This window comes from uncultured Lutibacter sp., from assembly GCF_947495725.1.
Taxonomy (GTDB): domain Bacteria; phylum Bacteroidota; class Bacteroidia; order Flavobacteriales; family Flavobacteriaceae; genus Lutibacter.
Genome location: NZ_CANLZZ010000008.1, coordinates 149,908 through 163,905, shown reverse-complemented (window position 1 = coordinate 163,905; position 13,998 = coordinate 149,908). Strand labels below are relative to the sequence as shown.

Annotated in this window: 11 protein-coding genes; 10 read left to right on the top strand and 1 reads right to left on the bottom strand. The window is 29.5% G+C overall.

The window, feature by feature from the left end:
* Positions 1-1,156 precede the first annotated feature (1,156 nt).
* Together Q0776_RS16990 and Q0776_RS16985 are read left to right on the top strand one after the other, a co-directional pair.
* Positions 1,157-1,447, top strand: coding sequence for a GIY-YIG nuclease family protein (locus Q0776_RS16990; RefSeq protein WP_298370972.1), 291 nt, complete (start codon positions 1,157-1,159; stop codon positions 1,445-1,447).
* Between the two features lie 432 nt (positions 1,448-1,879).
* Entirely contained in the window at positions 1,880-4,006 is a 2,127-nt protein-coding gene (locus tag Q0776_RS16985; RefSeq protein WP_298370963.1) for a DPP IV N-terminal domain-containing protein, read from the top strand.
* A gap of 185 nt (positions 4,007-4,191) precedes the next feature.
* On the opposite strand, the gene Q0776_RS16980 is transcribed toward Q0776_RS16985, so the two are convergent.
* Positions 4,192-4,596, bottom strand: a complete 405-nt coding sequence (locus Q0776_RS16980; protein WP_298370960.1) for a DNA-binding protein — start codon at positions 4,594-4,596, stop codon at positions 4,192-4,194.
* Between the two features lie 413 nt (positions 4,597-5,009).
* On the opposite strand from Q0776_RS16980, the gene Q0776_RS16975 reads away from it, so the two are divergent.
* The 8 genes from Q0776_RS16975 to Q0776_RS16940 all read left to right on the top strand — a co-directional run bounded on the left by Q0776_RS16975 (position 5,010) and on the right by Q0776_RS16940 (position 13,814).
* Entirely contained in the window at positions 5,010-6,191 is a 1,182-nt protein-coding gene (locus tag Q0776_RS16975) for a site-specific integrase (RefSeq protein WP_298370957.1), read from the top strand.
* A 167-nt stretch (positions 6,192-6,358) separates the two neighbouring features.
* Positions 6,359-6,808 carry a hypothetical protein gene (locus Q0776_RS16970; protein ID WP_298370954.1) on the top strand — a complete coding sequence of 150 codons (450 nt, stop codon included), beginning with the start codon at positions 6,359-6,361 and terminating at the stop codon, positions 6,806-6,808.
* Between the two features lie 163 nt (positions 6,809-6,971).
* Positions 6,972-7,511, top strand: a complete 540-nt coding sequence (locus Q0776_RS16965; protein WP_298370951.1) for a hypothetical protein — start codon at positions 6,972-6,974, stop codon at positions 7,509-7,511.
* Between the two features lie 177 nt (positions 7,512-7,688).
* Positions 7,689-8,072 carry a hypothetical protein gene (locus Q0776_RS16960; protein ID WP_298370949.1) on the top strand — a complete coding sequence of 128 codons (384 nt, stop codon included), beginning with the start codon at positions 7,689-7,691 and terminating at the stop codon, positions 8,070-8,072.
* A 408-nt stretch (positions 8,073-8,480) separates the two neighbouring features.
* Complete coding sequence (locus Q0776_RS16955; RefSeq protein ID WP_298370945.1) at positions 8,481-8,999, top strand: hypothetical protein; 519 nt, start codon at positions 8,481-8,483, stop codon at positions 8,997-8,999.
* A gap of 156 nt (positions 9,000-9,155) precedes the next feature.
* Entirely contained in the window at positions 9,156-10,001 is an 846-nt protein-coding gene (locus Q0776_RS16950) for a toll/interleukin-1 receptor domain-containing protein (protein WP_052416565.1), read from the top strand.
* 178 nt (positions 10,002-10,179) lie between these two features.
* Positions 10,180-12,093 carry an AAA family ATPase gene (locus tag Q0776_RS16945; RefSeq protein ID WP_298370936.1) on the top strand — a complete coding sequence of 638 codons (1,914 nt, stop codon included), beginning with the start codon at positions 10,180-10,182 and terminating at the stop codon, positions 12,091-12,093.
* Positions 12,094-12,242: 149 nt separating this feature from the next.
* Positions 12,243-13,814 carry a phospholipase D-like domain-containing protein gene (locus Q0776_RS16940; RefSeq protein ID WP_298370933.1) on the top strand — a complete coding sequence of 524 codons (1,572 nt, stop codon included), beginning with the start codon at positions 12,243-12,245 and terminating at the stop codon, positions 13,812-13,814.
* Positions 13,815-13,998 lie beyond the last annotated feature (184 nt).

The window sequence follows — 13,998 nt, the reverse complement described above, 5'->3', positions numbered from 1 at the left end:
AAGTGACGGAATCAAAAAACAAATCGTCAGTTCGAGTGATTTTACGGAGTGCAACGTAGAAAATTGTATCGAGAACAATTGCTACTAGGAACATAACTTCTCGATACATTTTTTAGAAATTCCTGTTTGCAACAGCAATTCCAAAAAAACACTCGAAGTGACGATCCAGAAAAAAAGCGAAACACTCGAAGTGACGGAACCAAAAAACAAATCGTCAATTCGAGTAATTTACGGAGTGTAACGTAGAAAATTGTATCGAGAACAATTGCTACTAGGAACATAACTTCTCGATACACTTCTCCCAAACTCGAAGTACTCGAAGTAACGGAATCAAAAAACAAATCGTCAGTTCGAGTGATTTACGGAGTGCAACGTAGAAAATTGTATCGAGAACATTTTCTGTTACATGAATTCTCGATACACTTCTCCCAAACTCGAAGCACTCGAAGTGACGGAACCAAAAAACAAATCGTCAGTTCGAGTGTTTTACGGTGGCAACGTAGAAAATTGTATTGAGAACATTTTCTGTTACATGACTTCTCGATACACTTCTCTCAAACTCGAAGCACTCGAAGTGATGGAACCAAAAAACAAATCGTCAGTTCGAGTGTTTTACGGTGGCAACGTAGAAAATTGTATTGAGAACATTTTCTGTTACATGACTTCTCGATACACTTCTCTCAAACTCGAAGCACTCGAAGTGACGGAACCAAAAAACAAATCGTCAGTTCGAGTGATTTACGGAGTGTAACGTAGAAAATTGTATCGAGAACAATTGCTACTAGGAACATGACTTCTCGATACACTTCTCCCATACTCGAAGCACTCGAAGTGACGGAATCAAAAAACAAATCGTCAGTTCGAGTGATTTTACGGAGTGCAACGTAGAAAATTGTATCGAGAACAATTGCTACTAGGAACATAACTTCTCGATACACTTCTCCCAAACTCGAAGCACTCGAAGTGACGGAACCAAAAAACAAATCGTCAGTTCGAGTGATTTTACGGAGTGCAACGTAGAAAATTGTATCGAGAAAATTGCTACTAGGAACATAACTTCTCGATACATTTTTTTGGAATTCCTGTTTGCAACAGCAATTCCAAAAAAACACTCGAAGTGACGAGAAAAGAAAAAATTATTAATAATTTTAAACCTATGAAACTATCATTTGTATATATTTTAAAATGTGCCGATAACACTTACTACACTGGTGTCACTTCCGATCTCTCTAAAAGGTTATTCGAACATCAAAACGGCTTACATATTAACAGTTACACAAATAAAAGAAGACCTATAGAATTAGTTTTCTATGCTGAATTTACTGATATTAATTTGGCTATTGACAAAGAAAAACAAATAAAAAAATGGTCTAAAACAAAGAAAGAGGCTTTGATTAATGGAAATTTTAGAATGCTTCCTAATCTTGCTAAAAAGAAATTTAATTAACTCCCCAAACGGCAGCGTGAGTGTTTTACGGAGGCAACGTAGAAAATTGTATCGTGAATATTTATAACTTAAAACATGACTTCTCGATACACTTCTCCCAAACTCGAAGCACTCGAAGTGACGGAACCAAAAAACAAATCGTCAGTTCGAGTGATTTACGGAGTGCAACGTAGAAAATTGTATCGAGAACAATTGCTACTAAGAACATAACTTCTCGATACACTTCTCTCAAACTCGAAGCACTAGAAGTGACGAGCCAGAAAAAACTAGAAACACTTGAAGTAACGGACAAGAATTAACAAAACTAGCTACTTCTAAAATCGAAGTACCGAAGTGACGAAAAAAGCTACAATAGTATTAGATTATTGTTTAATATAATTAATCATTCACATTTTTAATTTCTAAATTTGTAGCTTAAAAATTCAATCAATAATGAAAAAACTGTTTACATTTTTATTTTTAGGAGTATTATTTCTTGGCTTTTCACAACAAAAAGAATTAACTATTGACGATGCCGTTTTAGGTTATTATAAAGGATTGTATCCTTCATCAATTTACAACAGACATTGGGTAGACAATTCTAATATTTATGTTTATCAAAAAGAAAACGCTTTAATTTATACCGATGCAAAAAGCAATGTTGAAGTTAAAACTCTTACTCTTGAAGATCTTCAAAAAACATACAATTCTTTAAAACGTTTCCCTAGTTTACAAGATATTTCATCCTCTTCATTTTCATTTAGAAATGGCAATTCAGTTGAAATTTACAACTATGTTTCAAATTCAAAAGAAGAAACTATTCAATTTGATGAAAACGCTCAAAACAACGAGTACAATTCCAAAGCAAAAGCTGTAGCCTATACAATTGACAATAATTTATATATAGCTAACGAAACAAATTCAAAAATTGCAGTTACTGATTTTAAAGATACTAATATTGTTTCTGGACAACCAATTCACAGAAGTGAGTTTGGAATTGTTAAAGGAACCTTTTGGAGTCCTAATGGAAGTTACCTAGCATTTTATCAAAAAGACGAAAGCAATGTTACTGATTACCCTTTAGTTGATGTAAACACCTACCCTGCTTCGTTAAAAAATATTAAATATCCAATGGCCGGACAAGGTAGTGAACAAGCTAAAATTGGTATTTATAATCTAGCAACTCAAAAAACTATCTATTTAAATATTGATACCAGAGACGAGCATTATTTAACAAACCTATCTTGGACACCTAATGAAAAATTTGTGTTGGTTGCTGAAATAAATAGAGGTCAAAATCATTATTGGTACAATATGTACAATGTTGAAACTGGAGAAAAAGTAACAACAATATTAGATGAAAAAAACGACAAATGGGTAGAACCAGAGCACGATGCCGTATTTTTACCAAACAGCAATACCAACTTTTTATGGTTTAGTGAACGTGATGGTTTTATGAACTTATATGAATATACAACTAATGGAAAATTAGTAAAACAGTTAACAAAATTTAAATGGGTAGTTACCGATATTTTAGGTTTTGATTCGAAAGCAAAAAATGTATTTATAACAGGAACTAGTGAAGATGCAAGAGAAAATCATACTTATAAGGTAAACCTTAAAACAGGTAAATACACTAAAGTAACTTCGGAAGCTGGCACACATAACACAAAACTTAGTTCTAATGGAAACTATTTAATAGACCAATATAGTAGCTTAACTACTCCTAATAACATTCATATAATTGACACTAAAAAAGGGAAAACAACTTCTATTTTTAGTGCAGAAAATCCATTACAAGAGTACAAGTTAGGAACAACTGAATTTGGTAATATAAAAGGTGATGATGGTACAACATTATATACTCGTGTTATTAAGCCTGCAAACTTTGATGCTTCAAAAAAATACCCTGTACTTGTGTATGTATATGGCGGGCCTCACGCTCAAATGATTACAAACTCTTGGTTAGGTGGTTCTAATTTATGGATGCAAGCTTTTGCCACAGCAAACGATTATATTGTATTTACCTTAGACAACCGTGGGTCTGCAAACAGAGGTTTTGCTTTTGAAAGTATTATTCACCGTAATTTGGGCGATGCCGAAATAAGCGATCAACTAAAAGGTATTGACTATTTAAAGAGTTTAAATTATGTAGATAGCGAAAGAATTGCTGTTAATGGTTGGAGTTATGGTGGATTTATGACAACTAGTTTAATGTTACGTAATCCTGGTGTGTTTACAACTGCTGTTGCTGGTGGACCGGTTATTGACTGGAAATACTACGAAGTAATGTACGGTGAGCGTTATATGGATACTCCAAAGGAAAACCCAACCGGCTATGATAAAACAAGGGTTGCCAAATACATTAAAAACTTAGATGGAAAATTGTTAATTATTCACGGAAGTGTTGATCCTGTGGTTGTTCCTCAACATAGTATGAGTTTACTGCAAGAAGCTATTAAACAAAAAGTACAGATAGACTTTTTTACTTACCCAATGCACGAACATAATGTTAGAGGTTATGATAGGGTACATTTAATTAATAAAATGATGAACTATATTGTTGAAAATAATAATTAACTCTCTTTTAATTTAACAATTAAATAAATGAGACTGTCTAAAAAGTAAACTTTTCATCAACCTGAATTTATTACAGGTTCTCATAATGATTGAATATCAGTATGATGAGATTCTGAAATAAATTCAGAATGACGAGTTTTAATGCTTTTCAGACAGCCTCATTTATTTGTTTATAAGCCTTTATTTTAACCTTTACTTCTACTACCCTCTTTATAAACTGTTATCGCTTTTTTTAACCGATGTTTCATTGATAATGAAGGTTGATAATTTAAATGAAATTTTTTAATAGAACGTTTTGGTGTTAACTCACTAGCCACATCAGCAGCTTTTCCTTGAAAACCTATTTTAAATTTTCCTAATTCGCCTAAATCTAATATTTTACCATCTTCTAAATGTTGTTGCATTTTTATACCTAAGGCAATTATAACACTCATAACATCTGGAATACTTAAACTACTTTCAGTACTAATTTCTTCACTAATTCTTCTCAAATCTATTGTGCCAGTATTCACCGCTTGTAGAATATATTGAGGTTTTTTATTATTCGCTATGGTATTACTTCTTTTTGTAATACGGTATCGTATGGCCATATTTAATTGTTTTTGTTAATAAAAAAATCGGAAAATAACTTTTTAACTACTACTATTTTATACCTTTAGAATAGTCTATAAAAGTTGAACTTCTCAAAACTATTAATTTATTGTAGTATTTTCAAAAATATATAGTAGTATTTCTATATAAATATACTAGTATAATTAGTATAAAATACTAGTATATTTACTAAAAAGATTACCACCTTTTACAAATCTTATAAGCATCTTTGACATTATTTATGCCTATAATTGTTAAAAAGTATGCATATACTTTTTTAAAAATTCCATTTTACATATTAAATTACCTTAAGTCTGTCCACGTTTTAATTAATTAAGTAGCATTAAAACAAGTAATTAAATCACTTACTAATTTCAAATTTTAATAAAATATTTAATATATTTGAAATGCTATGAAAAATAACTTATTACCTATTATCACACTTAAAAGAGATGTAATAAACAATATTGATTCTATACTTCTATTTTTTAAGTATAACGATCAATTGCTTCTAATAATTAGAAATATTGGAAAGTTTAAATGGAGTAAATCCAGAAGATGTTGGCACGGAAAATTTAATCAAGAAAATTTAAAGTCGGTAAGAAAATCTTTTAGTCATTTAACAACTATAAAAGAAGATGACTCTTTATATAGTGCTCCAAAAAACAATACAATAAAGTTAGCACGAAGTTTAAGTAATTATAATAAAAATATATTAGAGGCCTTTGTAAAATACCTACAAGGCAGAATGTATGGCAAAAGTACCGTTGAAACATATTCTATTTTTATAGCTGATTTTTTAAAATACATTAAAGAAAAACCACTTAACACATTAACTAATAGAGATGTGGAATTGTTTATTGAAGATGTATTTATTCCAAAAAAATATAGTATTAGTACACACAGACAATTTATTAGTGCTATGAAATTATTTATAGCTTTTTATCCGGAATCTAAGATAGAAGCGTTGAATTTAATAAGGCCTAAGAAATCGAAATTTTTGCCAATTGTTTTATCTCAACCTGAAATATTAGAAATTCTTAGAGTTACAAAAAATCTAAAGCATAGAGCTATTATAGCATTAATCTATTCGTGTGGTTTAAGGGTTGGAGAACTTATTAATTTGAAATTACAACATATTGATGTTCATCGCTATCAAATAGCTATTAAAAATAGTAAAGGAAGAAAGGACAGATATGTTAATATGGCTGTAAGTTTAACTCCGTTAATAAACAATTATATTAGAACTTATAATCCTATTATATATTTTGCCGAAGGCACACCAGGAAATAAGTATACGGCGAGCAGCGTTCGAGCATTTTTACGAAAGTCGTGCAAACTTGCAGGCATCACAAAAACAGTAACACCACACACTTTAAGACATAGCTATGCTACACATTTGTTAGAAAACGGAACTGATATTAGATTGATTCAAACCCTTTTAGGGCATAATAAGCCTGAAACCACCATGATTTACACCCATGTTTCAACAAGTAGTTTGGAAAAAATAAATAATCCGTTAGATGTAGCAGTAAAGAAGTTTAAATTTAATGGGAATAAAGCAGAGAATTTAAAATTAAACCAAAATAATTAAAAATGATAATAGTCATAGCATTAATTCATCATATTTTTTACATTTGAATGTTAGATTTATACGCTATGAATTTAAAAATTAATAACATGTACATTTATTCACCTTATCCCGACATTTATTAGGGATAAGTGTATTTAATATGAACATATAACAGAGTTGCCAACAATATGAGAAAAGCAGTTTCCATAACAATATTTAGTCTTTTAATTATAAGTTGTGTAAACAAGGAAAAGAAACAATCTGAAAACGAAATAAAAACGGAATTGAATAAAGAAACTCAAAATTTAGAATTGAAAAAGGAGGAATTCTTAAAATCGAAAATATTCTTCGGGCTTAAAAATTTGAATGACGGATTCGACTCTGAATCGATATATTACTTTTCTGAATCTGACTTTGACATTGTTCTGAACAGAGTGGAAAAAAACGGAATTGGAATTTACGGAATTGAACCTTGGCTGAATGGAGATTTTTATAGTGTTAGAGTTCACGAACAACTAAATGCTGAACCAAATGACCCGAAATGGTATCGAGAAGCATTTTCTGAATTTAAAAAAAGAGGAAAGAATTTACAATATTCTGCAACTTATGAAATACCGAATGAATTAATAGTGGAATAAAATACTGTTGGCAACACCGTGTATAATTAATGGCTAGTTTTAGCTTGCTTACGAAAATCCTCGCGGATTTTCTATTCGGTTTTTATTTGCTAAATTAGGTGCTTAAACACGCCACTAATCATACACAATCACGTTATACACAAGCGAGTAACAACTCTAATTAATGAAAGAAAAAGATATATCTAAAATAGCCGAAAATAATAGATTGACTTTAACTATGGTTGAATTATATCTTCACTATTCACCTGCAATAGTAATTTCAGTTGTTCCAATTCTTAATATATATTTCCTAATATCGAGTATCATAAGAAATGACCAAATTAGTTACGATAGAGTAATTGATGGGATTGGATTACCGATTGTTCTCTTCTTGATTTCAATAATAATATTTATAATAAAGTATAAAAATCTAGAGTTTAAAACGATAGAGATTGATAATGACAATAATAGATTTGAGAAAGCTCTTGAATTTACAATAAAAGAACTTGAATGGAAAAAACTTGATAAAAGTAAGAACTATTTTTCCGGAGTGTCTGAATCTAGTTTGATCGGTTTTGGAGAAAGAGTCACTATTCTAAAAAAAGACAGATTAATATTGATAAATAGCATTGAAAACCCGAATAATATTCTTTCAAATTTTTCATTTGGAGGAAATAGGAAAAATATTGAGACATTTAAACGGAATTTAAAAGCCTGTGTATAACACCTTATATAATTTATGCTTACATTCGAACTAACATTAACGACAAACATTCAACTAACGATTTGCTACGTCCGAAAAATCTCCGATTTTCCAGTCGCACAAATCATATAAAAACCCGTTGTATACTATTTTGAAACGAACATTTAGTAAAAAATAAAAATTGTAGAAAGATTAAAAATGAAAAAGAATAATTATCTGATTTTACTATTATTTATTGGACTGATTTACTCTTGTGGAGAAAAGAAATATGAGGATTATAACGAGAATGAATTTAATGAGGTACAAGGAGTAATTACTAAAGTTAAACAGAGCTCAAGCCCTTTTGATTCTTCGAGAGTAAGAGATATTGAATATTTCTATTATTTAGGAGAAAAAGAACCTTTCAGAGGTGGAGAAAAAAATATTGATTTATATTTAAATTCTGGACAACCGATTGTTGTTTTAGTTCATAAGAAAGATTCAACGATTAACTTTTATGGATATAACGGAATGATAAATATTGAGGAATTACAAAAAGGAGCAAAATACATTAAGAATGAGACAAATTTACTGAATGAGTAAAAAAAACAGTATACAACAACTCATAAAATTTATGCTTAAATTTGATTTAAACTAAAACGACAAACATTCAACAAACCGATTTGCTACGTCCGAAAAATCTCCGATTTTCCATTCGCACAAATCTTATAAAAAACCGTTGGCAACAAGCGATGAAAAACATAATTATTAAAAAGATTATTGATAAATGATTCTTCAATTATTAGGTGCAACATTAAGATTTTGTTATAATTCTCTATTTGGAAACTACAAACCTTTCAGTTCTTATTTCTTAGAATTTAAGATTTATACTTCAGAGAATGTCAAAAATAAAACTGAGACTGAAGCAAAAAATGGCAAAGTTGGATTTTATGCGACAATAGTTTTATTAATAGTAATCTTTATTTCACTCAATTGGTAAAAAGAGGATAAATGATTCTAACTGAAAAGAATATAAACCAACACAAAATAGAAAATTTGATTGGTAAACCGAATAAATTTGGGTTTAGAAAACCTAAAACTATAGGAAATGGTTCTTATTTTTTAAAGTCATTTATAAATAAAACTGACAATTCTGAGATAATAAAAATTGATTCAAAAAGTAATTTTGAGAAATATTCTAACGGAATATTATTACGATTAAATTTCTCCAATGAACTGAGTGCAATTCCACTTACGAAAAATGAGATAAATAGAATTGAATTAATCAGAGGCGAGGAAAGAATTAATCCTTTTCCATTTTCACCTATGTGGATTCTTTTAAAACTGGGAGTTTCTATTTTGACAGCGAGATATTTCAAAATATATATTTCTGAGTATTCTATTAAAAATATGAGACTAATAATTGACACGGAAAAATACGAAATGGAGTTTATCGCAAATGGATTTTTATTTGAGAGACAATTAGAATATTTTGAGAATTTGAATTATGGAACGAGATTAAAAAAATAAAAGCCAGTTGCCAACACCTCATATAATTTATGCTTACATTCGAACTAACATTAACGACAAACATTCAACAAACGATTTGCTACGGCAGAAAAATCTCCGATTTTCCAGTCGCACAAATCATATAAAATCACGTTGTAAGTTATTTAACCAAAACCTATGAACATCAAGATTGAAAGAAAAATAGAACTACTAAATAAATTGATTGAAAAATCAAAAGAAATTCAATCTGAATCAGATAGTAATCCAAAATTTAAAAGTTGGAAAAATTTAGTCGAGAGAACATTCGTAAAACTATTTGGAGAAAAATCTGTGGAAGTTAAACAACTTAATACCCTAGAATTTCATTATAGAGGTATGAAAATTGGAGGTCAAGATTATAGTCAAACTCATAGAAATTATTACAAAAGGAGCTTTGATACATTAATACAATCAATAGAAAATTATCTAGAAGAATTTAAAGAAGAGTTAGGAACTATTCCAGAAATCGAAGAAAGTAATGAACTAGAAGATAATAATTTAATAACAAAGATTTTTATCAGTCACTCTTCAAAAGATTCTGCAATTGTGGAGGAAGTTATAGAAATTTTGGAATCTATAGGTTTAAATAGTACTCAAATATTTTGCACTTCTTTTAATGGTTATGGAATTGACTATGGAGATAACTTTTTAGAGAGAATAAAAAACGAATTAGATAATAATGCACTTGTACTATTTATTTTATCAGAAAACTTTTATCAAAGTCCTGTTTGTTTGTGCGAAATGGGAGCAACTTGGATGAAAACTAACACTCATATTCCGATATTAATTCCACCTTTGTCTTTTAAAGATATTAAAGGAGTAATTCCGTTAACTCAAGGATTTGAAATAAATGATACATCAGCATTAACTCAATTTAAAGGACAAATCGAAAGTTTATTTAGTATAAAAAATATTCTAAATAACTCAACTTGGGAAAGAAAAAGAGACAGAATAGTTAATCGAATAAACAAGGAAATAAAATAAAAAACAACTTACAACACCGTATATAATTTATTGCTAGTTCTAGCCTACTTACGAAAATCCTCGCGGATTTTCTATTCGGTTTTTATTTGCTAAATTTAGTGCTTAAACCACGCAACAAACCATATACAACAACGTTGGCTACAAGGCGACAAAAAAATTAATAAAAAATTGCTCCAGAATGAAAATTAAATCAATTAACATTAAAAATTTCAGAAGTATAAAAAATATAACAATTCCTATTGAAACTTATGGCGATGGTTCAAAGAAAAGCAACACCTTATTTTTAGTAGGAATGAATGAAAGTGGAAAAAGTGCAATCCTAGAAGCTATAAGTTTAATTAGCAAAGGAATGTCAGCAATTGATTATGAAGACTACTGCTTTCTTGAAGCTCAAGAAGATAATGGATATATAGATTTATATACAAATTTAGAGTTAACACACATTCCCTTTTGGAGAAAACAAATAACTGAAAAAATTGGTGTTAGCGAAGACTTTTCTAACAAAATTGAATTTCTTAAATTACAAAAAAACACCTACATAAATTCAGAAGGTTCAAATGAAAATTACAGTATAACTATAAATTCAGATTTACCTTTTTATCAATATATAATTAATACTTCATCAGTAACAGTAGCTAATAAAACAACTAAAAAAGAAACGATAGAATTATTAAAAGATTACAATGAAATAGAAGAAGAAATAACCGAAAAAAACGCAAAATCTTTTCTTTCAGAGAATCAGAAACTACTTACAAAATCAATTCTGGAAAATAAAATCTCATCATCTTTAAAAACTGTTTTAAATCATAATTTGCCAAAAATCCAAATCTGGAGATCTAGTTCAAAATATTTAATAAATGATGTAATTGATCTAGAAAAATTTAAAGAGGATACAGATATTTCAATTCCCCTAAAAAATATATTTAATATCTATGGTAAAACCAAAGATGAAGATATTAAATATACGATTGAAAGAGCCTTAAGCAATCAAGCAAGAAGAGATGAATTGCAGGAAAAAATGACAGATAAAATTACAAGACACATTAACCGTATATGGAAAGAGCATAAAATAAAAATTAGGATATCAATTAACGCTTCCAAATGTCAAGTTCAGATTGAGGATAAAGATAAAAAATTCGCATATTATACAATGAATCAAAGGAGTGATGGTTTTAAGCAATTTGTATCTTTAATATTATCATTATCTGCACAAAACGAAAGCAACAATCTTAAAAACAGAATTATTCTAATTGACGAACCAGAGGTTCATTTACACCCAAGCGGAGTTAGATATATGAGAGATGAAATCCTGAAAATTGGAAAAAATAATAATGTTCTAGTTTCCACTCATAGCCACTATATGATTGATACAGAAACACCTGAAAGGCATTGGTTAGTAAAAAAAGAAAAATCTGAAACCAGAATTTCTCAAATAAGTCAAGACGCAAATATTGAAGATGATACTGTACTTACTTCAGCTTTTGGATTAAACCTTTTCAAAGAGCTACTACCTAAAAACATAATAATTGTTGAAGGAAATGATGATAAAAATATCATTTCACACTCTCTTAATATTTTAAAAAATAAACTTTTCTATTCTATAAAATCAGCTGGAGGAGCTAGTAAAACTCCAGGATTTGCAAGATTACTCAATGAAGAAAAAATATCAGCTTTTATCTTACTTGATTCTGACAAAGAAGGGAGAGATAATAAAAAATTAATTTTAAAGAATCAATCAGATTCTTATTCAGGTTCAAACTTATTCACTCTGAAAGACTTATTATCAGAATTACCAAATGATAGTACAATTGAAGATCTACTCCCTTTAGAGTTTGTGAAAAATTATTTTGATAAAGAAATGGATGAATCATTTAATCTTGAAGTGAATAAACCGATTATTCATCAATTAAAAAATCAATCGCATATTCTGAAAACTAATAAGCAAAAGTTAGATTCATTAAAATTCAAACTTTCTGAAAAATTCTGTTTAGATTTTAAATCAAAAGCAAAAATTGAAGATTGCTCACGATTAAAAGATTTAATTGAAAAGCTTTACCTTAAGATTGATAGTTTTGAACAAAATGCCCAATAGCCAACAATGCGCATAAAAAATTGCTTATTTCTAACTAACATGATATTTAAAACAAATAAAAAACATAATTTTAAACAGCTGAAAATTGCGTTTTCAAACCCGCAACTTTTCATGCTCTAACCCGTTGTGGTGCATATAAAAAAAACGAAATGAGAGTAGAATTTTTAGGTCACGGACTTCATAAAAACCATACCAATACGGTTGGACACTATATGATTGATTCCTTTAAAAATGAAGACTACTATTCTTTTGTTGGGTTCTCTGCATTTACGAAAATGTCAGGGATTAACAGAATTAAGAAAGAACTGCTTGAAGCTTCAAAAAAATTTAAGTATTTAAAATTCTATCTTGGAATTGTACCAAAAGGGACTTCGAGAGAAGCTCTTCAGTTTTTAATCGACAACAATATTGAAACTTGGATTTTCTGCACAGAAGACCAAATAATGTTTCACCCCAAAATCTATTTTTTTCAAGGAAAGCATAATTATCGCTTCATTACAGGTTCTTCAAACTTGACAAGTTTTGGTCTATTTGATAATATAGAAGCGTCTACATTTTTTGAATTCTCAAAGACTAATCAGCAAGGAAAAAAGTTAGTTAGACAATTTGAAGAATATTTCGAGCCTATTCTGAATGGTACAGATAAGAATGTACAAAAACTTACACAAGAAGTTTTAAAAGACCTAGAAGAATCAGGCTTTATATGGCCTGAATCGAAAACAGATGCTGAGTTTGAATTTGTAAAATCTAATAAAAAAGCTTTTGCTAAAAGAAAGAAGATAAAATTTGATAAAGGTTCTTTAGGTGAAATTGAATCAAAACCGCCTTCGTACAAAAATGATGCGGACTACATACCTGCAATTACTCAAGATTATTTGAATTCTTGGCCAGATTTCTTTGATTTATTTAAAGAGTTCAAAAAGGAAAACCGTGAAAAAGGAGAAAAATATAGTGTTACTGTTCCAAGTGATTACAAAAATCCTTCACTTTATAATTGGTACTTGAAACAAAAGATTTATTACAAAAACAAAATACTACCTGACGACCACGAAGAACTACTAAAACAGGAACAATTTTACTTTGGCGATGCACATAAATTATGGCAAGAGTGGAAAGCTGACACTAAATTGAAATTGTTACAAGAAGCAGTTGATGAAGGAGAAAACGTAGGATTAAGCCAACGTTATGAATATAAAGGTGTTCGCATAGGAACTTGGATACAAGGAATTAAAAAAGCCAATAAATCAGGGAAAAAATTAGACGTAATGGAGAAAATAAATGACATTCTCGATTTGTCTTCCAAAAGCAGAACTCCAGTAGATACTGCTACAAGATTTGTTAATGACCTTTTAGAAAGAGAAAATCCAAATAAAGCAAATTTTCAAAACAGGTTTAATAGTGCTTTAAGAGACAGAATTGATGAACTCCCTGACGAAATACAACAAGACATCGTTGATGTTTGGTACTTAGTATTTGACGAAGAACGTCCTTTAGGTAGGATTAGAACTCGACAAAAAGATAGGACAGAAGAATGGAAATCATTTCGTTACAATAAGTCAATTAATCCAGAGGGTTATTGGTCTTTGACCGAATCTAAAATTGGAAATTTATACCATTGGATTAGACAGAAAAGGGAAAACAGAACAAGAATGGAATTAATTAGAAAAAACTTCAACCAACAAGAAAAAAGTGAATTACGGAGAGAAGGATTTCCAATTTGAAAATAAAATACGCACCACAACAATGGCTATAATTAATACGGGTTTTGGTGTTTAATCCAAAGTTTAGTGTGTTTTTATAATATCCGCCAAATCTTTTGATTTGGTTTTGAACAAAAAAGATAAAACAAAATAAAAAGTTTTGGCTAAGTGCTTAATCGAAAGTTCACTACTTTTAATTCCCGTA

What these genes read in the sequence shown, in the direction of transcription:
- Q0776_RS16950 (WP_052416565.1), top strand. Translation starts at nt 9,156, where the DNA reads ATGAACATCAAGATTGAAAGAAAAATAGAACTACTAAATAAATTGATT.
- Q0776_RS16975 (WP_298370957.1), top strand. Translation starts at nt 5,010, where the DNA reads ATGAAAAATAACTTATTACCTATTATCACACTTAAAAGAGATGTAATA.
- Q0776_RS16980 (WP_298370960.1), bottom strand. Translation starts at nt 4,596, where the DNA reads ATGGCCATACGATACCGTATTACAAAAAGAAGTAATACCATAGCGAAT.
- Q0776_RS16960 (WP_298370949.1), top strand. Translation starts at nt 7,689, where the DNA reads ATGAAAAAGAATAATTATCTGATTTTACTATTATTTATTGGACTGATT.
- Q0776_RS16970 (WP_298370954.1), top strand. Translation starts at nt 6,359, where the DNA reads ATGAGAAAAGCAGTTTCCATAACAATATTTAGTCTTTTAATTATAAGT.
- Q0776_RS16945 (WP_298370936.1), top strand. Translation starts at nt 10,180, where the DNA reads ATGAAAATTAAATCAATTAACATTAAAAATTTCAGAAGTATAAAAAAT.
- Q0776_RS16990 (WP_298370972.1), top strand. Translation starts at nt 1,157, where the DNA reads ATGAAACTATCATTTGTATATATTTTAAAATGTGCCGATAACACTTAC.
- Q0776_RS16940 (WP_298370933.1), top strand. Translation starts at nt 12,243, where the DNA reads ATGAGAGTAGAATTTTTAGGTCACGGACTTCATAAAAACCATACCAAT.
- Q0776_RS16955 (WP_298370945.1), top strand. Translation starts at nt 8,481, where the DNA reads ATGATTCTAACTGAAAAGAATATAAACCAACACAAAATAGAAAATTTG.
- Q0776_RS16965 (WP_298370951.1), top strand. Translation starts at nt 6,972, where the DNA reads ATGAAAGAAAAAGATATATCTAAAATAGCCGAAAATAATAGATTGACT.
- Q0776_RS16985 (WP_298370963.1), top strand. Translation starts at nt 1,880, where the DNA reads ATGAAAAAACTGTTTACATTTTTATTTTTAGGAGTATTATTTCTTGGC.